This is a genomic window from Streptomyces sp. NPDC007025 (assembly GCF_042869455.1).
Taxonomy (GTDB): Bacteria; Actinomycetota; Actinomycetes; order Streptomycetales; family Streptomycetaceae; genus Streptomyces.
This window is the reverse complement of record NZ_JBIAFT010000018.1, coordinates 134,708-155,891: the sequence shown is the minus strand read 5'-3', so window position 1 is coordinate 155,891 and position 21,184 is coordinate 134,708. Positions and strand designations below refer to the sequence as shown.

The following is a 21,184-nucleotide window of genomic DNA, read 5'->3' as shown; positions in this document are numbered from 1 at the left end:
GGAGTGGTGTCTGACTGGGCGAGGTGGGCCGAGGACCTTATCGGCGGGTCGGTTCCCCGGCGTGCGTGGTCGGTGCCGGGTCCTCTTTCGGCCTGCTGGGCCGGGTGCCTTCGAGGTCGGGGTCGGGTATGCGCTGGTCGAGCCAACGGGGCAGCCACCAGGCGTGTTTGCCGATGAGTGCGAGGACGGCCGGGACAAGGGTCATACGGATGAGGAAGGCGTCGACGAGGATGCCGACTGCGAGGCCGAGAGCGATCGGTTTGAGGGTGAGGTCTTCGGTGGTCATGAAGCTCGCGAAGACGGAAAACATGATCAGTGCGGCCGCTGTGACAATTCTCGCGGTGTACCGTGAGCCGGCGTACACGGCCTGATGAGACCGACCGGAGCGCACAAAATCTTCGCGCATACGTGAGACGAGGAAGATCTCGTAGTCCATCGCCAGGCCGAACAGTACGGCGAGCAGAACAATCGGCATGAAGCTGAATACGGGGCCGGTGGTGGGGACGCCGAGCAGGTCGGCGAGCCAGCCCCACTGGAAGACGGCCACAACGGCGCCGAAGGCCGCTGCGACGGAGAGCAGGAAACCGACTGCTGCCTTGACCGGTATCACGATCGAGCGGAAGACGAGGAGCAGGAGGACCAGCGCGAGTCCTACGACAATCGCGGCAAACGGTAGCAGCGAGGCGCTGAGCCGGTCGGATACATCGATCGCTGCGGCAGTCGAACCGGTGACCAGTACCTTTGCGTCGGCCTTCGCCCCGAGCCGGGGAGTGACAGTGCGGATGTCGCGGACGAGTTCTTCCGTCTTTGCGTCCCGGGGACCGTTCTTCGGGGTCACCGTGAGGATTGCGGTGCGGCCGTCCGTACCGAGTTGGGGCCGGCCGACGGATATGACGCCGGGTAGATGGAGCCCGGTCGCGATCTGGGCGGCGGACTGCTGCGGATCGCCGTTTCGGCTTTGGACAAGGACGATGAGTCGGCCGTTGTTGCCGGGGCCGAATGCCTCGGAAATCTGATCGTAGGCCTTGCGCTGGGTCGATTCTGGTGCGGCGGTGCCGTTGTCGGGCATGGCCAGGGTGAGTTGGGTGGCCGGTATGGCGACCACGACCAGACCCAGGACGACGGTCAGCATGGTGGCGAGCGGGCGGCGGGTGATCAGTCGGGCCCATCGTTCGCCGCCGTTGCGGAGGCCGGCCGCCGCAACGCGCTCGCGCCGGTCGGCCCGTGAGCCGGGCTTGGGCCGGAGGCGCTCTTTGGTGAAGCCGAGCAGGGCCGGCAGCAAAGTGATCGTTACCGCCACGGCCGTCAGCACCGCTGCTGCGGCGGCCAGGCCCATGACGGTCAGGAACGGGATGCCGACGACGCTGAGTCCGGCCAGTGCGGTGATCACTGTCAGGCCGGCGAAGACCACGGCGCTTCCGGCAGTCGCCGTGGCGCGGGCCGTCGACTCCTCGGGATCCATTCCGGCGGCAAGCTGAGTTCGATGTCGGGACAGGAGGAACAGCGCGTAGTCGATGCCGACCGCGAGACCGATCATCAGCGCGAGGCTCGGCGCGGTAGAGGAAACGGTGGCGACGTTCGACACCAGCATCAGACCAACCAGCCCGAGAGCCAGGCCGACAACCGCAGTGAGCAGCGTCAGTCCGGCGGCCAGCAGCGACCCGAAGGTGAGGACGAGGACAACAACGGCGACAACAACACCCAGTACCTCCGCGACGCCTACGAGCACACCTGCGGTGCTGTAGATGGTGCCTCCGACTTCCACTCGCAGACCGCTCGACCGTGCCTCGGCGGCGATGTCCTCCAGCGCGGCGACGCTGCTGTCGTGAAGTGCGTCGCGCTTGATCGGATAGAGCACCTGCGCCAGTGCGGTGCGGTGATCGGCCGAGACAGTCTTCGCCTGGAACGGGTCGGCCACTCTCTGTACCTGCGGTGCCTTCGCGGCGCTACGCACCGCTTGCTCGATGGCCGCGTGCTGGGCCGGGTCGTTGACGGTCGAGCCCTTCGGGGCGACGAAGACGACCTGCGCCGTCACCCCGGTAGCGGACGGCAGCGCCTTCTCCAGTACGTCGATGCCCTCCTGCGCCTGCGAGCCGGGGATGGTGGCCTCGCTGTCGAGATGCGAGCCGTAGACGGCGAAGCCGCCGCCGGCCAGGGCTATCACCAGCAGCCAGGCAGCGAGGAAACGGGCGCGGTGACGGAACGCCGCCCGGCCGAGGGAATGAAGCACGGTGGACATTGAGGGCTCCTTCAGCCGTTCGCAGGCAGGGCGAGGAGGCCGGCGAGGGTGGCGGAGAGGGCTTCTTCGACGATTTCGGCGTCGAGCGCCTCGGGATCGGCGCCACGCTCCATCGCCAGGCCGTTGGTCAGACAGTGCAGGATCAGTCCGGCCAGTTCTGGACGTACCCCAGGTTGTATGCCGCTGCCGTCGATGACCTCGGCGAACGCCTGGGACGCTGCCGCGCGTTGCGCGCGCCGCAGCGGTGCGACCACCGCCCGGGTCTCTTCATCACGAGCGGCACGCGCGGCGAACTCCAGTCCGAGCCGCCCGCGTTCGGTGTCCTCGACGATCCGACGCGCCACCAACTGAGCGGCCCGGACTGCAGCCGCACTCGCCTCATCAATGTCGCGGATCTCGGCCATCACCGTGGCCAGTTCCGTATCCGCGCGCTCGCCAAGAAGAGCGCCGAACAGAGCCTGCTTACTTCCGAAGTTCGAGTAGACGGCGCCCTTGGTGAAGCCGGCGGCGCGGGCGATGTCCTCCAATCGGCTGTCGGCGTAGCCCCGTTCGGCGAAGACCCGCGCGGCCGCCGCCAGCAGCCTGCGCTGCACCTCCGCACGCGGGGTGCGAGGGGTGGGCTCGGGTGACTGGCTCTCCGTATCTGTCATGAAGCACAAAGTAGCATACCCACAGGTACTGAATACCCCAGGGTGCTGACTGGTGCGTCGTCGGACCTTCTCCCAGCCCCGCGCACGGGCCAGAAGCGCACATGGAGCACGTCGGCGAGCGGAACAGCACAGCTGCGCGGAGCGCGAGCGACGGGGCTCACAGCGGCAATCAGGTGCGTCTTCCGCGACGACGAATACTGCGGAGGGCGCACGCCTTTCCTCGACTGAGGGCCTGCCGGGGGCTGGCTGGTCATGCTGCGAGAAGAACCTCACGCTCATGGAGCGGGTCTTGCGGTTGTTGACGTGGCTCCAGCGTGACGACTGACCGGCGAGGGGGAAGAGCATCAACAGGATCATCGCGACCTTGACCATCGCCTCCGAGGTGGTGGTGAGCCGGCCGCCGCTCGGGGCCAGGCGCCGGTTGCGGATCAGCCAGCCAACCGTTCGCTCCACGATCCAGCGCCGGGGCAGCACCTGGAATCCCTTGGCCCCGTCGGCCCGTTTCGCGATTTCCACGGCGAGATGCCCAGCGCCTGCCCGGCCCGGGCAGGCAGCCTGGAATCACCGGCGTCGGCATATCCGCCGTCCGCCCGGACCAGGCAGGCCGTGCGGAAGCCGGCGGCAACGGGAAAGCGCCGCCCTCCTCTGCCTCGCGAGACGAGGAGACGACATGCTCTTCGCGCTGCTCCGCGACGGCACCTTCTGCACCCCCGACCAACCCCTACGGGCTGACGAAACCCATAGGGGCCTCCGGGGCCCATCCCCGGCTCCGCAGCTCTGAAGTGACCGGCCGGTGGAGCCGGCCGGTGATCGTCGTACATGCCCGGCCCCGGCTCGCCCGCCCGCTGGTCGCCAGCCTCCGCGGACTCTGGGAGAACCCAGGGAGCGGTACATCATGTCGCATCGGAGCTTGGGCGGTCTCGCCGCAGTCTGGTCACCGGGAGTTATGTCTCACCGGACGTTGAACGCGCCGGGAGGGCCGGGGCCCCGGTTCCCCAGTCCCACAGAGCCTGTAGCACGGGCAGCAGGTCATGGCCGCGGTCGGTGAGGGTGTACCGAACGCGCGGCGGCCAGCCGGGGCTGCGCTCACGACTGAGGACTCCGGCCTGTGTCAGCTGCGTCAGCCTCTCGGAGAGCACCTTGTCGGACAGGGCGGTCAGACCCTGTGCGAGCTCGGTGTAGCTGCGGGTCGGCCGGTGGAGGAATTCGCGGAGCACCAGGGGCGTCCACCGGCCGCGCAGGAGGGCGAGGGTGATCTCCACCGGGCAGGTTGGGGCAGGCTCGATTACGGGTCCGGAGCAGGCGTCCAGCAGCCCCGTCCCTCCGTGTCCAACCGTTTGGTGAGCCACGATCAGCCCTCCTAGCGTCGTCTGCCATGCGTATCCATCATCTCAATTGCGGTTCGATGGCCGTCATCGAGCCGGAGGCCGGGCACGGGCTGGATCCGTTGCCCGCGGTCTGCCACTGCCTTCTCATCGAGACCGAGGTCAGCGGGCTGGTACTGGTCGAGACCGGGTTCGGGCTGGCGGACATCGGCGCTCCGGAGGCGCGGCTGGGCGCGGACTTCCTCAGTTGGGCGCAGCCACGCCTGGACCCGGAAGAAGCGGCGGTCCGGCAGCTCGCCCGGCTCGGTCACCGGCCCGAGGATGTGCGGCACATCCTGTTGTCGCACCTGCATCGCGATCACACCGGTGGGCTGGCCGACTTCCCCGAAGCGGTCGTGCACGTCGCCCGAACCGAGCAGGCCGCCGCCCTGGGCGATCCGGGCGCCCCGCATGCGCACTGGGCTCATGGCCCCCGCTGGGCGCTCTACCCGAGTGATGGTGGTGGGCGCTGGCACGGATTCGACGGCGTTCACCAGCCCTCCGGGGTGGTGGAGGACATCCTGCTCATCCCCCTGGCCGGGCATTCTCCGGGCCACACCGCAATCGCTGTGCGCAGGGGGTCCGGGTGGCTGTTGCATGCCGGGGATGCCTACTACTTCCACGGCGAACTCCGCCACGACATCCCTTCCGCCCCGGCGATGCTCGACGCGCTGCAGGAACAGACGGAAACCGACCGGGACCTCCGCCTGGCCAATGTGGCCAGACTGCAGAAACTCGCCGCAGACCCCGCCTCCGGCGTGCAGATCATCTCCGCGCATGACCCCTGGGAGTTCCGACAGCACACCGGAGCACTCGCTCCGACGGGGCGGCCGCTCACTCCTCGCTGAGATCGCTCACGCTCCGATGGGACAGGACACCCGCGCCCACGGCCCTGCCCTCCCCTCTCATCGCATGGGGATCTTGGTCCGGACCTGGTCAGCGAGTACCGCACCGGGCGGTGTCAACCAGCCAGCCAGGCTCCCTCGGCGCCAGTCGGCACCGTGCCCGCGAGAGTCGGGTCGGAGCGGGTCCCGGCACGTCGCCCAGACCTGATGGCCTGCGGCGCGGGAACGTCCGGCCCGGGCTTCAGTCGTCAGGGGTGAGCTTCCGGTTGGTGCCGGAGCGGCCGATGTCCAGGGCCAGGAGTGAGCTGAGGGCGGTGCCGCTGTTCCAGAAGCCGAGGAGGTCGATGTCGATGAGCGCCAGGTGCTGGCGTGCGGCGAACTGCCGGGCCGGGCCGGTGAAGACGCAGGAGGCGACGAAGAGGGGGAGGTCGGCCTTGTGCTCGGCGCGGGCGGTGCCGTTGAACGTCTGGATGTCGCGACTGCCGACAGAGCGGTTCTTGGCGTATCGCTTGCACTGCACGACGATCTTCCGTCCGTCGGGCAGATAGCCGATCACATCCGCGCCCAGGTCGCCGGCGCCGCCGACACGTTGCACTCCGGTACAGCCGTCCCGGCGGCACAGGCCGGCGATGTAGTCCTCGAACTCACGGCCGTCCATGGTCCAGACCGCCTCCAGCGACCGGCGGGCCTCCCGCCGTGCGTCTTCGGCGAGCCGGACCGCCTCCGCGCGGCTCTCGCGCCGCCCGGCGCGGACCAGGAGCGCGATGACGGCTCCGGCCGCGAGCGCGGCCAGCATGACCAGCAGGGCTGCCATAGGTCGTCTCCCCCTTCCCTCCCCTGTGTGTCGCCTTGTTGCTCCCCAACGGGGGCACGGCCTATCCGCGACCGAGCCTGGCACGCCATCTCCGGTACGGACGGCCTTTGTTCGGCTTCGGCGACCGTCAGGGCTTTCTTGGTGTCACGGCAGTTGATTGACCGGTGGGGTGCCGGATGCTGGTGCCCTCACGTTCTGGCCGCAGCGGCAGACATTGCCGTAGGGCAGGCCGGGGGTGCTCGATGGCGAAGAACGGGCTGTGGCCGGCTTCCTGGACATCCACACCCTGGAGCCTCCGCAACCGTCGGGCCTGGGAACGTCGGGGAGCCGGACTCCTCATGCACGTCCGACGCCGGGTCGGCGGGGTCTTCGTCCGCAGAGACATCCGTCAGGGCGAACGCGAGCGGGGCCAGGTGCAGCGCTGGCGAGAGGCTCCACAGCACAGCGCCTGCTGCCCGTCTGTGGCGCCTGTCCTGCCCTGGTCCACTCATCGCCCTTCCCGCCTTCACGTTCTCGCCCGGCCGCGTTCAGGGAGGTTGCCGGTTGCCCGTCCGAAGCGCTGGAGTGCGGTGAGCTCGACGCCCGGATGAGCGGCGGCGTCGTGAGACCGAGCGCCGCCGCTTCGGGAGTTTCGGGGGTTTCTCAGAAGGGTTCCGCGTTTGCCGTGCCGGGCCCGCCCCCTCCGAGGGCAGTCTCGGACTATCTCCCATACCGCTGGGCGACCGCCGTGAAGGCGGCCTTGGGTTCCCATTCCATGTCGGGGTAGGTCTGCCCCCGGCGTCCTTCGAGGAGTTTGACGATGCCCAGGCCGGCCCGGTCCAGGTCGTCCCTGGGGTCGCCGTCCGGGCGGTGCGGGTAGCCGGGCAGGGCGAACAGGAACACGAACGCGCTGTCCACGCCCTCGGTGTCGAAGATTTCCAGGAGTTCGCTCAGATATGCGGCCTGGCCGGCCTCGTCACGCTCGTATACGCCGTTCAGCCGCACAGGGGCCTTGGTCTGCGGGTCGTGCTCGACCACTTCCAGCACCCGGCCCCCGCGGTCCGAGGCATCGCGGTAGGCCGCGGTGCCGAACCCGGTGACGGCCAGCGGCTTCGGGCCCTGGGCCAGGGTGCGCACAGCGTCCCGGAACCGGTCGGCGACCTCGGCCGAGCGGATCAGCTCGAACGTCACGATGTCGAAGGGGGTCCAGTCGACCTGCTCGAACTGGATGGCTGCGTAGGTGAGCTTGCCCTGGAAGTACTCGCGGACCGTGGCCGCGGCATCGTGGAGGAAGGTGTTGATGCGCACGCCGAGTTCGCCCATGGCCTCGGCGCGCCGCTCGGGTGGGCTCATCAGTTGCTCGACGCGCTCCTCGGGGCTCTCTCCGGGCAGGAAGCCGCGGTTCATCACACTCAGCTCGACCCCTGCGACGAACACGACTGCGGCTCCCTGCTGCCGGAGGCGTTCCGCTCGCCCGGCACAGTCGCGGAGGAGCGCGAGGATCTGCTCCGCCTCCAACTCCAGCGGATAGGGCGAGAACCAGACCTCCAGGCCGAGTTCGGCGGCGGCACCGGCGGCCAGCTCCAGCCGGTCCGGGTCACCGCCGGTGATCTGGACCGCGTTGCAGTGCAGGTCGTCGCGGATGATGGCGAGCTCGCGCCGGACCACCGCAGGGTCGAGGTGCTGGCGGGATATCTGGCCGTGCATGACGAATCCGGTGTCGTAGGTCATTCCTCTTGCACGCATGGTGGCATCCCCTCTGTCGGTCTCGATCGGGTAGAGACTGACAACAAAAATGCGTGCACGCAAGTTTGCGTGCACGCATTTCCGTTGCGTGGGATGCTGGTCCCGTGACGAGACCACCAGGGCTGCGGGAGCGGAAGAAGCAGGCCACGCGCGAGGCACTGCGCGAGGCGGCACTGCGCCTGGCCGTCGAGCACGGCCCGGACCAGGTACGGGTCGAGGACATTGCCGAAGCCGCCGGGGTCTCACCCCGCACCTACAACAACTACTTCGCCAGCCGCGAGCAGGCGATCGTCTCCGCTGTCGCCGCGGACCGGGAGGCGCGGATCGCGGCGGCGGTCGCGGCCCGGCCCGCAGAGGTGCGCCTGGCCGACGCCGTCACCGACGCGGTGGTCGAGCAGTACACGGACACCGGCGAGAGCGAACAGCAGGCACTGCTGCTGATCACCACCCGGACCGCGCTGCGCGACGCGTTCCTCGACACCACCGCCGGCATCGAGCCCCCGCTCACGGCAGCGATCGCCGCACGCCTGGGTGACACCCGAGCGCACACAGCCCGCGTTCTCGCGGCAAGCGTCGCCACGGCTGTCCGCATCGCACTGGAAAGCTGGCTCCGGCCTGCCGACAACGCAGAAACCGGCGGAAGTCACGGCGCCGGAGGACTGCTCGTGCCCTCAGGGTCACTGCCCGACCAGCTCCACGCGGCACTCGCACCGCTCACTCCCGCACTCGACGCCGCCGAGCAACACACCCCGACGTGAAGACCACCCACCTCACTCCCGAACACGCCGCCGCACCCAGCCATCACCCTCCCCGCCGACCGGCACAACGCCGATGACACCACGCCAGGCCACGACGCACGGCCGAGGCACGGTACCGGCGGTGCCGCACGAAGCATCGAGTGCTCTCCCCCGGAGACAGACCCAGACAGCACGCACGAGCACACCCCAGGTGCCGCCACCCCTTCCGCCGCCAAGCCCCCATGGGCGATGGCCGTGCAACCCATGCGGGGCCTCTGCCCCATCAGCTTCTCCGTGTCCCTGGAAGAGGGCCACTGGACTCCGGGCCCGGCACGACGGTTCTGTCGACGTCGATGACCTGGGAGGCGGTGTCACCGGGCCCGAGGGGTGCCGTCGGAGACGCCGACAAGAGCACCGACCGCCGCCCGGCCAGGCGCAATGCACGGCCGTACCCGGGCAGCAGGTCTGCACACCGTGGATGCGCGCGTGCGGCCCCGACGCCCGGGGCCGGCATGCCATCGACGGCCAAGCTCGGCACGATCCCGGTGGCCCTGAACCAGCCGCCCTCCATCGACGCGCTGCCGGAGCCGAGCTGAAGAATCCTCGAGCAGGGCCTCTTCGCGCGGTAGACGGCTGCAGGGATGCGGGCCGCGGAACAGCGTCAGCATCTCCATGACGTGAGAGTGTTCGGTGTCGGAGTGGGCGTCCCAGATGAGCCGGTCCGGGCGGGTGGGGCGGGTTGGCTGACCCCCACCTCCCCCTTTCCTCCTCCCCGCGGGACAATCCCACGATCGAGTGGCGCCCCCGCGATCGCGGTCACACCTGAGCCCGGCCCTTTGATCATGTTGAGGTGACTCATCGATCCCGAATCGGCCGCCGCCGGGTGCTGTACCCGAGCGGCGCCGCCGCACTCTGTCTGCTGACCGCGCTCACGGCGCTGCCAGCCGCCGCTCAATCCGACGAGGGCCGGTCCGACAAGGCCGGTCGCTCCGCCGGGCCCGCCGTCCGGCCACCTGCCACGCCCGCCGAGGCGCGCACCGCCGCCTATCTGGAATCCGTCCGCAACGATCCCGGCCGGCTGGGGGACTTCTTCCGTAAGCTGCCCAAGGGCGGCGACCTGCACAACCACCTCTCCGGCGCCGTCACGACCGAGTACCTCATCGAGCTGGCCGCGCAGGACGGTCTGTGCATCGAGACGAAGACGATGACCGCGGTGCAGCCGCCGTGCAAGGACGGTGCCCGCCCGGCCGCCGACGCGCGCAAGGACACGGCGTTCCACAAGGAGTTGGTGCGGGCCTGGTCCATGGAGGACTTCCCGCAGGGCGAGTCCGGGCATGATCATTTCTTCGCCGCCTTCGGCAAGTTCGGCGAGGTGACGTGGCGGCATCCGGGCAAGCTCCTCGCGGAGGTCGCCGAGCATGCGGCCCAGCAGAACCAGTCCTACCTGGAGACGATGGCGACCCCGGCCTCCGACGGCGCGAAGAAGCTCGCCGAAGAGGTCGGCTGGGACCCGGACCCGACGCGGATGCATCGCAAGCTCCTCGCCGGAGGCAAGCTGGACCGGCTGGTGACACAGGCCCGGAAGGACGCCGACCGTACCAACGCCGAGTTCCGCAGCGAGGCACGCTGCGACACCGCACACCCCCGCCGCGCCTGCCGGCTGCCCGTCCGGTGGATCTCGCAGGTCTCCCGCGGCAGTTCACCCGAGCGCGTCTTCACCCAGATCGCGCTCGGCCTGCGGCTGGCCGAGCGCGACCCGCGGTTCGTCGCCGTCAACCTCGTCCAGCCCGAGGACGGCCAGAGCGCGCTGCGCAACTACCGGCTCCAGATGCGGATGCTGAGCTACCTGGGCAAGCAGTACCCGAAGGCCCACCTCACCCTGCACGCCGGGGAGCTGTGGCCCGGGCTGGTCAAGCCGGAGGACCTGTCCTTCCACATCGGCGAGGCGGTGAACGTGGCGAAGGCCGAGCGCATCGGCCACGGCGTCGACCTCGTCCACGAGGACAACTGGCAGCAGCTGGCCCGCACCATGGCCCGCCGGGAGACGGCCGTCGAGGTGCCCCTCACCAGCAACGCACAGATCCTCGGCGTGAAGGGGGACGACCACCCGTTCAACACCTACCGCGCCTACGGCGTGCCGGTCGTCCTGGCCACCGACGACCCGGGCATCTCCCGCACCGACATCAGCCACGAGTTCCAGTACGCGTCCACCACCTACCGGCTGCGCTACCCCGAACTCAAAGACCTGGCGCGGGCCTCGCTGGAACACGCCTTCCTGCCCGGCCGCAGCCTGTGGCGCGGCAACCCGACGCGCGACGGGTACCGGCCCACATCGGCCTGCGCGAAGGAACGCCCAGGCAGCGGCAGTCCCGGCGGCGCCTGCGGCCGCCTCCTGGCCGCCAGTCCGAAGGCAGCCGCCCAGTGGCGCCTGGAATCCGCCGCCACCACCTTCGAACGCACACACGTCGGCAGCCGCTGACTCCGACCTCGTCGCCCACCCCGGCTCCGAGCAAGGAGCCGGGGCCGGGTCTCTCCTGCGGTCCGAGGCTCGGTAGGCGCGGAGGGCCGTCCCGGCTGCTGCCCGCCGCAGGACAGCGCGGCGGGCGGCACGGTTCCGGACGGGTGCCGAGGAGCAGGGTGCGCAGATCGCGCAGGTCCCGTACGACGGCCGGCGCCAACCCGAGCCCCCGCACCATCGCCCCGATCTTGCACCGATCCACCGCAGTGAGAGCCGCATCGGGAACCCCGAGGTCACGTCACGTCCCCCTGCGAGCTGCTTGCAGGAAAGCGGACGGCCCCCTGGCCACAGGGTCGAGGGCGGGGGAAGGCTCAGAGCGACCCACGGGATGACGCACACCCCACCCCTGCGCGGCACACCTACGCACACGCCAGGCCAGGGCAGGCCAGGCCAGGTTGGGAGAAGTTCAAGGTGTGGCAGTACAGGTGGATTCGGTGATCTGGACTGTCACCACACCTGGGCCGCGCTGCTGTCGCCTCAGCTTCCGCAGGTCAGCGAATACTCACCGCGCCGAGCCGGAAGGGGCGCCAAAGAATCGAGCTCGGCTCAGGTGCTGTCTCCCTGCTGCGCCGGCTGGCCTTCCATGAGGCCGGCCCTGCACCGGTCCCAGCATGAAACAGCGGTTGTTGTTGCCAGCGCAGGGCAAAGACCGCTGAAGCCTGCCCTGACAGGGTGTGACGCATGGGCGAGAGGAAGCTGGCAAGAGGAACGAAGTGGGCTCTGCGGACGCTGATCGTCCTGGTCGGGGCGTTCGCCATGGGGGGCGGAGCGCTGGCGAGCCTGGACGCATGGGAAGAAGCCAGGATCGGCCTTGGCTTTGACGGAGGGCCGGGGCGATTCGTGGCTACGGCCTGCGAAACACAGAGCAGTGGGCGTGGTGGTCCTACCACTGTCTGCACTGGAACGTTCACCTCCGACGACGGGCGCACGGTTGAAGAGAGCCGCCTCAAGGAGGGAGGTGAGGGCATGTCAGTGGGAGACTCTCACAGAGTACGGTGTGACGACGGCACGTGCGTGTTCGCCGGACAGACGGCTATCGGGGGTGTTCTGGTGTATCCCGTGCTCACAGTCCTCGCACCTGTTGCAGCCTTCTCACTCGCACGGGAGGTCGGATCCCGTCGTAAGCGTGCCCGCTACGCCGAGAGACGGCTGGACGAGACCGGCTGAGGTGGCGTCGGGGGCTTGCGTTCTCTTGAGAACTGACCGCCCAGCCCTACGGTTGCTCTTCGGCTTCGAGGTCTGGTTGTGCGCCCGACGGCCGGGCTGGACCGTGCCGCGTCTGGCGCGGGTCCTCAGCACGGGCCAACGGTTCGGCTTCTTGAGCGCGCGTGGAGAGTCCCGCCCGCGCCGGGCCGGCAGGAGGCGTGCACGTGCCTCCCGACCGGCCTCGGTGAAGGAACGGGTGAGCTTGGTGGCGGTCGCTCCGAGCTGGGACGGGACGCTGCGGCGGACGATGCGGACGCACTTCAGGCAGGAGACACGGTCGGTGTCCACGGCTGGCCGGGCAGGGGCGGCTGTGTGGGCGAACTGGCGGATCGCGTGGTGGACCGCGAGGTAGGCCCACAGTTCCTGCCGGACGCCCTCCGGTGTCCGTGACCTGATCGGGCCTCCTGGCCCGAGGTGGTTCTTGATCTCGTCGAAGCGAACTCGATCTCCCAGCGTTCCCGGTGGAGCGCGATCAGCTCGGCGGCCGGATACTGCCGGGGTCCAGCAGCGTCGTGCCCAGGGTGGCGACCTTGTCGCCCTCCGCAAGGGTGATGACCCGGTAGATCACGTGCTTGGGCAGCGTCCGACCCTCTCGCGCCGCTCGGAGCCGGACGTCCTTTCCCAGCCGCGCCATCGACAGGTATGAGCCGTCCGGAAGGTCTTCCTGGACGGTGCCGAGGTGGTTGGACTGGAGCCTGACCAGCAGATCCGCACCCGCCGCGGTGAAGACGTGAGTGAACTCGACCGACCAGAAGCCGCGGTCGGCGATGAATAGTAGTGCTTCGTCAGGTTCTGCGTCCGGCTCGGTTACGGGGCAGGGGGCGGTTGCAGGTGGTGCAAGTGCCGGTCCAGCCCTTCAGCAGGTCTTGGAGGAGGTCCAGGACCTGGTAGAGCGTCAGGCCGACGGGCGGACTTTTGGGTCGAGCCGCCTGAGGGTGAGGAATGCCCGGGCGGCGGTGACGAGGGTGACGTGGTGGTGCCGGCCGCGCCACCACCCCCGGCCCTCGAAGTGATCCAGACCGTGCTTGAGTTCGCGGTAGTCGTGCTCGATGCGCCAGCGGACCTTGGCCAGACGGACCAGGTCGGCGATCGGGGCGCCGGCCGGCAGGCTGGAGAGCCAGTGGCCGGTGGGAGTCCCGGCCTCTTCGGGCCATTCGATCAGCAGCCAGCAGTCGGGCAGGATGCCGTCCCACCAGCCCTGTTCGGCCGAAGCGGCGGCCCGGATGAAAGCTGCGATGCTCCACCACCCGCATCACCGCCCCGGCCAGCCTGTCCTCACTCCCCAGCAGGCCAGCTCAGAGGCAGGATGAAAAACCCTCACTGCCCCTCGTCATCAACAGAGCCACCCCGGGCCTCGTCCTGTGCAGTGGCCGGGCCGTGTGCAGTCACAGCCAGGCCCAGCCATCTCAGTGGACGACGATCGCGCGCTCCGGAGATCCTGCCGCGTGAGGAATTTTCGCGGCCGCCTGAGCTGCACCTCCGGATGTGGGTACAAATGGTGCAGCCGTGGCCCCCATATGCGCGAGTTCGTTAGGCGTCGGCGAGAAGGGGGTCATACGGAGTGTTCCTGCGGAGGCCTGACATGAAGGAAAGGAAGTCGCCCACGAAGGCACTGCGGCCGTAGGTGTCGTCGGTGGTGGTGAGGTCGCGGTGGAAGGCGGTGCGGAAGAGCGCCCGGTGCTCGTCCGCGTCGATGGTCCCGTTGCCGTCCTTGTCGGTGGCGTCGAAGAGCACCTCGGCGACGCGGATGAGCGCGGGACCGGCGAGGGAGGGTACGGCGGCGGCGTACTCGTCGGCGCTGACCCGGCCGTCGCCGTCCGTGTCGAGGGCGGCTTGGAGCTCGCGCCACCAGGCGGCGAAGGCGTCGTAGAGCCGGGTCTCCTCGGGTTCGTCCAGGTCAAGGCGGGTGGCCAGTTCGCGCGCCATGGCCGCGAGGTCGGGCCAGGCGAGGTGGCCGTCGCCGGTCTGGTCCAGCACCTGACGGAAGAACTCCTCGGCCGAGCGCCGGCCCTCTCCCGTGGTCGTCGAGGCGGCCGGTTCCGAGTCGGGGCCGGTGCCACCGCTCGATGGTGTGAGGAGGCGGAGCAGGGCCGAAGCCCGCTTCATACGGGCGCGCAGTGCGCTCACGGTGCGGGCGCGGGGGTCGTCGCTGTCGGGCGAGAGGGAGAGGGCTTCGATGATGGTTTCGGTATTGATCCAGCCCTCGGGCAGGATACGGGTGAGCCCGGCGGCGAGGTAGGCGCCCTGCATGAGGGCCGTGGCACCAGGCATCTCGGGCAGGCCGGCCCTGCGCCGGTAGGGCTGGGGAAGCGAGGCGACGGTGATCGAACCGAGGAGCGGACCGACGACGGCCCGGCCTGTCGCCCACAGCGTCGGCGCGCAGTCCAGCAGTGCCGGGGCGGGCAGGTGGTCGAAGAGCCGGTAGAGGATGACTCGGGCTGCCTCGGTGTTCTCCAGTTCGTCCTCGACGACCCTGTCGAAGTACCGCCAGAAGTCGTTCAGGTCCTCGGGGAGTTCCCCGGCGTCGCCGTCGAGTGCGGCGAGGAAGGCCCGGTACTCGGCGTACAGGCGCTCCATGGTGTCCTGGTCGAGCGGCTGACCGCTCAGCCGGCACATGGTGACGGCGCTTTCGTAGAGGGTGGCCACGACCCAGGCGCGAGTCGCGCGGTCCATGGCGTCGTAGGCGCGGCCGCGGGAGTCGCAGCCGCTCATGCGGGCGTGCAGCCTGTTGAGCCGGGCGGCCTCCCGTTCGCGTACCGCTGGGTCGGCGTCGAGCATGCGCCGCATGCTGAGGAAGGTGTTGCGCAGCCGGCGCCAGGGGTGGGCGACGAAGGTGGAGTTGTCGGCGAGGGCGGCGCCGATCTGCGGGTGGGCGGCCTCCAGCACGGTGGCGCGGATGATGGCCAGTGCCCAACGCGGGTCGTCGAAGAAGGCGCGGAACTGCGATTCCGGGCCGAACAGGGGTGCCTCGTGGGTCGTTCCCGTGGTTCCAGTCGTCATGACGGGTCTCCGTTCGTCTGGGGCGGCACGCCGCCGAAGCGGCGGTCACGGCGCCGGTAGGTGTGCAGGCAGGCGAGGAAGTCAGGGGCCCGGAAGTCCGGCCAGTGCGCTTCGGGGAAGACCCACTCGGCGTAGGCGACCTGCCAGAGCATGAAGTTGGAGATGCGCTGCTCGCCGGAGGTGCGGATCACGAGGTCGACGTCGGGGGTGTCGGGGAACGGCAGGTGGTCCGCGAAGAGCCGCTCGGTCACATCATCGGCGAGTGTCCCGCTGCGGATCAGCGACCTGGTGGCCTCAACGATGTCTCGGCGTCCCCCGTGGTCGAAGGCGACGGTGAGCGTCATCCTCTGGTTGTCGGCGGTCAGCGTCGCCAGATCGTCGAAGTCCTGGGCCAGTTCGCGGGGGATGCGCGGGTCTGCGGCCCCCAGGAAGCGGCAGCGGATGCCACGGGCGAGCAGCAGTGGCGCATGCTTGCGCACAGCCCGGCGGACCAGACGCATCAGGTAGTCGACCTCGGTGCCGGGCCGGTTCCAGTTCTCGGTGGAGAACGCGTACAGGCTGAGCCACTCGACTCCGGCCGTCCGGGCCGCCTCGATAATGTCGATGACGGTGATCTCCGCAGCCCTATGGCCCGCCGTTCGGGGAAGCGAACGCCGCTGAGCCCAACGGCCGTTGCCGTCCATCACGCAGGCCACGTGCCGCGGCACCGAATGCGCCGACCCGTCGGCCCGCTGCTGCTCATCGCCGTACTGTCGCCCCACCGGCCGGCCCCCCGTCGCCGTGCGTGCGCGATTGACGCCATGGTCCGTCACACCCGGCTCCGACTCACCCGAACGGCACGGTCGGCCCTATCGTGCTCGGTGACGCCCATTTCGTATCGCCCGCAACCACGCCCCACCGGGCGTTCACCTCAGGAGTCTGACAGCGGGGAAGGGACCTGACCGGCCAAACGGGGGGGCGTCACCCTTGGCTCATATGCCCGATTCATTTCGGCATCGGCAGCTTTCTCCAGTGACCACGATCGACAACCTCATCCGCCTTCGTCACTTCCGCGCCACCCCATGGACTGGGCGTGAGCCGAACCCGGGAGCGCGGTCCGGGTGCGCATCGCGGTGAACGCATCGTGGACGCAGCTCTCGTTTGCCGAGACAGGCCCCTGTGTGGCGGTAGAACAACTCGGCGGCCGCGGTGCGCCCAGCTGGAGCGCGAAACCGCGGTGACCGAACGGCCGGAGCGTGCAAAAGGGGGCTCACCGTCGGGCCTGACCGCCGTGGGCCGCCGCGTAGCGCAGCGCGCCATCTCCGCACACGGCGGCAACATCCGCCGGCATTCTCTCGACTCGCTCACACCTGAGCAGGCCGCGACCGTCAAGGCGTGGAGCGAGCAGACGATCGACCGCATCGAACCGCGTCACAGCCGGACAGCAGGCGACGGAGCCACCTGAGGGTCTTGCGGACGGTTGCGGACCGGGACCGCGCACCGGCCCCGCCCAGAAGGCGCAACGGCGATCCGGCAAAGCCCGGCCGATGTCCAACTCCCAGCGCACGACGTGGTGCGACAGCGCGGGCTCAGGCACCGGTTGCCCGGTCACAGGCGTTGTCAGAGGCGATTGGTAGAACTCTTCACGAACAGCGCTTCCGCCACTTCCCGCCCAGGAGATCAGCGACATGACCGACATCGAGCACCTGCCGGAGCTGCACGGCCTCCCCGCCTTCGACTTCCCCGATCCCGGGGAGCCGCAAGAGCTGCCCGAGGCGGGCGCCGCGGCCTGGCGGCTGGCCTTCAGCGTCTACGGTGACAGTGCGGACGCCGGGTTCGGCGCCCTGTGGGAGCGATTCCTGGCCACCGTGGACCCCGCGGGCGTCCGGGCGATCATCGTGGGCCCGTGGGGCGAGCCGTGCGACGACGACTCCGGCGAGGTCGTGCGCCATCTCGTGGCAGCCCGGAAGAAGCTCACGTCTCTGCGCGCCGTGTTCATCGGGGACCTGGAGATGGAGGAAGCGGAGATCTCCTGGATCGTGCAGTCCGACGTCACGCCCGTGCTGGAGGCCTATCCGCTGCTGGAGGAGCTGGGTGTCCGCGGCGGCACCGGGCTGCGCTTCCCCGCCGTCCGCCACCAGCACCTGCGCACTCTCTGGTTCCAGGCCGGAGGTCTGCCGGGCGAGGTCGTGCGCGGCGTCGCCGCCAGCGAGCTGCCCGCACTGGAGCACCTGGAGATGTGGCTCGGTGTGGAGGAGTACGAGGGTGACGCGACCGTCGCCGACCTCGCTCCGCTGCTGGCCGGCGACCGTCTCCCGGCGCTGCGTCATCTCGGCCTGCGCAACAGCGAATTCCAGGACGAGATAGCCGCCGCCGTGGCCCGCGCACCGGTCGTCGCCCGACTCACCTCGCTCGACCTGTCCCTCGGCACTCTCTCCGACGAGGGACTCACAGCTCTGCTCGACGGCCGGCCCCTCACCCACCTGACCCGGCTGGACCTCCACTACAACTTCGTCACCGAACCGGTGGCCGAGCGGTTCCGTGCCGCGTTGGAGCCGTTCGGTGTGGAGGTCGACCTGTCCGAGCCGGGCGAGGAGGACCAGGACGAAGACGAGGACGGCGAGGTCTACCGGTACACGGCAGTCTCGGAATGAGTGCCGGAAAGACGGCTGCGGAGCCGTCCGGCCGCGTCGTGCCCCGCACCGGCCTCCGGTTCGCCGTGGTGGGCGTCCCCGGCGACCGGCGGACGACGATGTTCGCCGCGGCCGCGCGCGCCGCGGGCCATCCCGCCCCGCGTGTGGTGGCGTGGCGGGACGTGCTGCACGGGCGGCCGGCCTTCGCCCCGGGCGAGTTCGTGCAAATCGACTCCCCCGGCGAGGACGCGGAGGTGGACCGTCTGCTGCGGGACGCCGACGATCCCACCCGAGTCGGGGGAACGGCTCTGTGGTACCGCCGGTTCACCGCCGCGGTGCGGACGGTGACGGAGGCGGCACACCGGGCGGGCGCGGTGCCTTCCACAGGCCCGGACGATCTGGCGACGCTCTTCGACAAGCGACGCTGCCATGCCCGGCTGGCCGCCGCCGGAGTCCCGGTGCCCCCGGCACCCAGGGGGCCGGTCGGCTGCTGGAGCGAGCTGCGGGGGACGCTGCGAGCCGCGCGCGTCACCCGCGCTTTCGTCAAACCCGCGCACGGCTCCTCCGCCTCCGGTGTGGTGGCCCTCACCGTGGCGGGCTCCGGCCGGGTGCGCGCGACGACTTCCGTGGAGACCGCCCCGGACGGGCGTCTGTTCAACTCTCTGCGGGTGCGGCACCACACCTCGGAACCGGAGGTCGCCGCTCTCGTCGACGCCCTGGCGCCCGACGGGCTGCACGTCGAACAGTGGCTGCCGAAGAGCTCGCTGGGCGGCGGCTGTCCCGCCGATCTGCGGGTGGTCGTGACCGCGGGGCGCGCCACCCATGCGGTCGTGCGGACCAGCCGGCACCCCATGACGAACCTGCACCTCGGCGGCGCACGCGGCGATCTGGATGCCGCGCGCGCCGCGATCCGGGCCGCGGGCGGCAGCTTCGACGACGCGCTGGACTGCGCCGAGCGGGCCGCCGCCTGTTTCCCGGACACGCTGTGCGTCGGGGTGGATGTCCTGCCGGTCGCCCGGTGGCGGCGCTTCGCCGTCTGCGAGGTGAACGCCTTCGGGGACCTGCTGCCGGGCCTGACCGGCCTGCCCGGGCGCGGAGCCGAGGGCCTGGACACCTACGCGGCACAGATCGCGGCCGTGGAGACCCGGGGCTCCGCGTCCGACGCAGCCCTGGGCGCCCCCGTGACCACCGGCGCGGCGCCGCTCGCCGCCACGCGGCATGCCCGACACGAGGAGCACCTCCATGACACCCCCGCCTGACGCACCCGGCCAGCTCGGGGAACTTCCCGGGCCGGACATGACCGAGGTCGTGGGGAGCCACGACCTCCTCTTCGTCACGCTCGACACGCTCCGCCACGACGTGGCCCAGGAGGCTGCGGCGTCCGGCCGTATCCCGAATCTGGCCCGGCATCTGCCCGGTGGCGCCTGGGAGCGCAGGCACGCCCCCGGCAGCTTCACCTACGCCTCCCACCAGGCGATGTTCGCCGGGTTCCTGCCGACACCGGCCGCGCCGGGACCGCATCCGCGGCTCTTCGCCGCCCGGTTTGCGGGCAGCGAGACCACCGAGAGCGGCACGTTCGTCTATGACACGCCCGACCTGGTCTCGGGACTGGCGGCGGTCGGCTACCACACGGTGTGTGTGGGCGGCGTCGGCTTCTTCAGCAAGCGGGGGCCGCTGGGCTCCGTCCTGCCGGGGATGTTCCGGGAGAGCCATTGGGAGCAGGAGTTCGGAGTGGCCTCCCCCACCTCCTTCGAGGCGCAGGTGGCCTGCGCCGAGAAGGTGATCGCCGCGCTCCCGCGGGAGCAGCGGCTGTTCCTGTTCGTGAACGTCTCGGCCCTGCACCAGCCCAACTGGTTCCACCTGCCCGGCGGAACCCGGGAGGCCGGCGACAGCCGGGCCACTCATGCCGCGGCTCTGGAGTATGTCGACCAGCACATGGGACGGCTTCTCGCGGCGGCGAGCAGCCGCAGACCGTGCTTCACGGTGATCTGCTCCGACCACGGCACCGCGTACGGCGAGGACGGCTATCACGGCCACCGCCTCGGCCATGACGTCGTCTGGACCGTGCCCTACGCCCACTTCTTCCTCGACGAGGCCCGATGATCCCGACCGAAGCGGCGCCCACACCCGCCGCCGTCCGTCCGTACCAGCACTACGTCTATGCGTATCCGCACAAGACCGCCTACCGCCCGCTGCCGTGCGGGAGCGCGTCCTTGCGCGCGCTGTGGGCGGAAGAGCCCAAGGACGCACTCTCGCTCTATCTCCACATCCCGTTCTGCGAGGTGCGCTGCGGGTTCTGCAATCTCTTCACCCGTACCGGCGCCCCCGACGGACTGACCGGCGCCTACCTGGACGCGCTGGAGCGGCAGGCGGCCACGGTGCGCGAGGCCCTGGGCGACCGGGCGCGGTTCGCGCGGGCGGCCTTCGGCGGCGGCACCCCGACATTCCTGGAGGCAGCCGAGCTGGAGCGACTGTGCGACCTCGTCGAGCATGGCATGGGCGTCGACCTGAGCACGGTCCCGATGTCGGTGGAGTCCTCGCCCGCCACGGCCACCGCCGAGCGGCTGGAGATATTGGCCGCACGCGGCACCACCCGGCTGAGCCTGGGCGTGCAGACCTTCGTCGACGAGGAGGCGCGCACGGCCGTCCGCCCACAGCGCCGGGCGGACGTCGAGGCGGCCCTCGCCCGGGTCCGCGAGGCGGGCATCCCCGTCCTCAACATCGACCTGATCTACGGCATCCCGGGCCAGACCGAGCAGACCTGGCGCGAGACCCTCGACGCCGCCCTCGGCTGGTGGCCGGAGGAGCTGTATCTCTATCCGCTCTACGTCCGCCCGCTCACCGGCCTGGGCCGGCACGGCGCCGGGCCTCCCGGCGACGCGGAGTGGGACGAGCAGCGGCTGCGCCTGTACCGCTACGGCCGGGACCGGCTGCTCTCGCGGGGCTACGAGCAGGTGTCGATGCGCATGTTCCGTCGCACCGGCACACCCACCGACGCGCCCACCGACGCACTCGCGGACCACGCCTGCCAGACCGACGGCATGGTCGGTCTGGGCTGCGGCGCCCGTTCGTATACCTCCGCGCTGCACTACTCCTTCGACTACGCGGTGGACATGCGGCGCATACGCGGGATCATCGACGACTACACCGCCCGTGCCGCCGATGATTTCCGGCACGCCGACTTCGGCTATGCGATGGACGCTGAAGAGGCCCGCCGCCGCCACTTGCTGCAATCGCTGCTCCGGGCCGAGGGCATGCCGGTGGCGGATTACCGGGCCCGCTTCGGCACCGAGCCGGGCGACGACTTCGCCGCCGAGCTGGAACGGTTCGCCGAGCGGCGCTGGCTGGACGCCACGGCCGCACCCGAGTTGCTCCGGCTCACCCCCGAGGGCCTGGCACGGTCGGACGCGCTGGGCCCCGAGTTGTTCTCGGAGGCCGTGCGGGAGCGCATGGCCGCGTACGAACCGAAGTGAG

The 21,184-nt window shown here is 70.2% G+C and carries 17 protein-coding genes and 1 pseudogene; 9 read left to right on the top strand and 9 right to left on the bottom strand.

From position 1 onward, the window contains the following. Window positions 1–37 precede the first annotated feature (37 nt). The 3 genes from ACFYMO_RS29375 to ACFYMO_RS29365 form a co-directional block, all read right to left on the bottom strand. Entirely contained in the window at window positions 38–2,239 is a 2,202-nt protein-coding gene (locus tag ACFYMO_RS29375) for an MMPL family transporter (RefSeq protein WP_388550195.1), read from the bottom strand. Between the two features lie 11 nt (window positions 2,240–2,250). Beyond that, window positions 2,251–3,405 (bottom strand): TetR family transcriptional regulator, encoded by a 1,155-nt coding sequence (locus tag ACFYMO_RS29370; protein ID WP_388550192.1) that lies wholly within the window; start codon window positions 3,403–3,405, stop codon window positions 2,251–2,253. A gap of 428 nt (window positions 3,406–3,833) precedes the next feature. Next, window positions 3,834–4,151 carry a winged helix-turn-helix transcriptional regulator gene (locus ACFYMO_RS29365; RefSeq protein ID WP_388550190.1) on the bottom strand — a complete coding sequence of 106 codons (318 nt, stop codon included), beginning with the start codon at window positions 4,149–4,151 and terminating at the stop codon, window positions 3,834–3,836. Window positions 4,152–4,264: 113 nt separating this feature from the next. Between ACFYMO_RS29365 and ACFYMO_RS29360 the strand changes: the two genes are divergently transcribed. Beyond that, window positions 4,265–5,101 (top strand): MBL fold metallo-hydrolase, encoded by an 837-nt coding sequence (locus tag ACFYMO_RS29360; protein ID WP_366771248.1) that lies wholly within the window; start codon window positions 4,265–4,267, stop codon window positions 5,099–5,101. A 238-nt stretch (window positions 5,102–5,339) separates the two neighbouring features. Here ACFYMO_RS29360 and ACFYMO_RS29355 read toward each other — a convergent pair whose 3' ends face one another. Both ACFYMO_RS29355 and ACFYMO_RS29350 read right to left on the bottom strand, forming a co-directional pair. Then, a complete protein-coding gene (locus ACFYMO_RS29355) occupies window positions 5,340–5,912 on the bottom strand; it encodes a restriction endonuclease (RefSeq protein ID WP_366771249.1) in 573 nt (190 codons plus the stop codon). Window positions 5,913–6,611: 699 nt separating this feature from the next. After that, window positions 6,612–7,622 (bottom strand): hypothetical protein, encoded by a 1,011-nt coding sequence (locus tag ACFYMO_RS29350; protein ID WP_366771368.1) that lies wholly within the window; start codon window positions 7,620–7,622, stop codon window positions 6,612–6,614. A 119-nt stretch (window positions 7,623–7,741) separates the two neighbouring features. Between ACFYMO_RS29350 and ACFYMO_RS29345 the strand changes: the two genes are divergently transcribed. From ACFYMO_RS29345 to ACFYMO_RS29335, 3 genes are all read left to right on the top strand, one after another. After that, window positions 7,742–8,395 (top strand): TetR/AcrR family transcriptional regulator, encoded by a 654-nt coding sequence (locus ACFYMO_RS29345; protein WP_388550186.1) that lies wholly within the window; start codon window positions 7,742–7,744, stop codon window positions 8,393–8,395. Between the two features lie 862 nt (window positions 8,396–9,257). Next, window positions 9,258–10,853 carry an adenosine deaminase gene (locus ACFYMO_RS29340; RefSeq protein WP_366771369.1) on the top strand — a complete coding sequence of 532 codons (1,596 nt, stop codon included), beginning with the start codon at window positions 9,258–9,260 and terminating at the stop codon, window positions 10,851–10,853. A 720-nt stretch (window positions 10,854–11,573) separates the two neighbouring features. Next, on the top strand, window positions 11,574–12,059 hold the full coding sequence (locus ACFYMO_RS29335) for a hypothetical protein (protein WP_366771251.1): 486 nt from the start codon (window positions 11,574–11,576) through the stop codon (window positions 12,057–12,059). Between the two features lie 511 nt (window positions 12,060–12,570). Here the strand turns inward: ACFYMO_RS29335 and ACFYMO_RS29330 are convergent. The 4 genes and pseudogenes from ACFYMO_RS29330 to uppS all read right to left on the bottom strand — a co-directional run bounded on the left by ACFYMO_RS29330 (window position 12,571) and on the right by uppS (window position 15,781). Beyond that, window positions 12,571–12,732, bottom strand: coding sequence for a hypothetical protein (locus ACFYMO_RS29330; protein WP_366771252.1), 162 nt, complete (start codon window positions 12,730–12,732; stop codon window positions 12,571–12,573). A 261-nt stretch (window positions 12,733–12,993) separates the two neighbouring features. Then, window positions 12,994–13,314 (bottom strand): annotated as a pseudogene (locus tag ACFYMO_RS29325) (IS701 family transposase); the annotation flags it as partial. 314 nt (window positions 13,315–13,628) lie between these two features. Then, on the bottom strand, window positions 13,629–15,098 hold the full coding sequence (locus tag ACFYMO_RS29320) for an oxygenase MpaB family protein (protein ID WP_388550182.1): 1,470 nt from the start codon (window positions 15,096–15,098) through the stop codon (window positions 13,629–13,631). Continuing rightward, complete coding sequence (uppS, locus tag ACFYMO_RS29315) at window positions 15,095–15,781, bottom strand: polyprenyl diphosphate synthase (protein WP_366771371.1); 687 nt, start codon at window positions 15,779–15,781, stop codon at window positions 15,095–15,097. The genes ACFYMO_RS29320 and uppS overlap by 4 nt, the downstream gene beginning before the upstream one ends. A 587-nt stretch (window positions 15,782–16,368) precedes the next feature. On the opposite strand from uppS, the gene ACFYMO_RS29310 reads away from it, so the two are divergent. The 5 genes from ACFYMO_RS29310 to ACFYMO_RS29290 all read left to right on the top strand — a co-directional run bounded on the left by ACFYMO_RS29310 (window position 16,369) and on the right by ACFYMO_RS29290 (window position 21,183). Continuing rightward, window positions 16,369–16,542 (top strand): hypothetical protein, encoded by a 174-nt coding sequence (locus tag ACFYMO_RS29310; RefSeq protein WP_366771254.1) that lies wholly within the window; start codon window positions 16,369–16,371, stop codon window positions 16,540–16,542. Between the two features lie 223 nt (window positions 16,543–16,765). Beyond that, on the top strand, window positions 16,766–17,731 hold the full coding sequence (locus tag ACFYMO_RS29305; RefSeq protein ID WP_388550179.1) for an STM4015 family protein: 966 nt from the start codon (window positions 16,766–16,768) through the stop codon (window positions 17,729–17,731). Continuing rightward, window positions 17,728–18,969 carry an STM4014 family protein gene (locus tag ACFYMO_RS29300; protein WP_388550177.1) on the top strand — a complete coding sequence of 414 codons (1,242 nt, stop codon included), beginning with the start codon at window positions 17,728–17,730 and terminating at the stop codon, window positions 18,967–18,969. The genes ACFYMO_RS29305 and ACFYMO_RS29300 overlap by 4 nt, the downstream gene beginning before the upstream one ends. A 37-nt stretch (window positions 18,970–19,006) precedes the next feature. Beyond that, a complete protein-coding gene (locus tag ACFYMO_RS29295) occupies window positions 19,007–19,813 on the top strand; it encodes an STM4013/SEN3800 family hydrolase (RefSeq protein ID WP_019356603.1) in 807 nt (268 codons plus the stop codon). Continuing rightward, window positions 19,810–21,183: an STM4012 family radical SAM protein gene (locus ACFYMO_RS29290; protein WP_366771257.1), complete on the top strand. Its 1,374-nt coding sequence runs from the start codon at window positions 19,810–19,812 to the stop codon at window positions 21,181–21,183. The genes ACFYMO_RS29295 and ACFYMO_RS29290 overlap by 4 nt, the downstream gene beginning before the upstream one ends. The last annotated feature ends 1 nt before the right edge of the window (window position 21,184 follow it).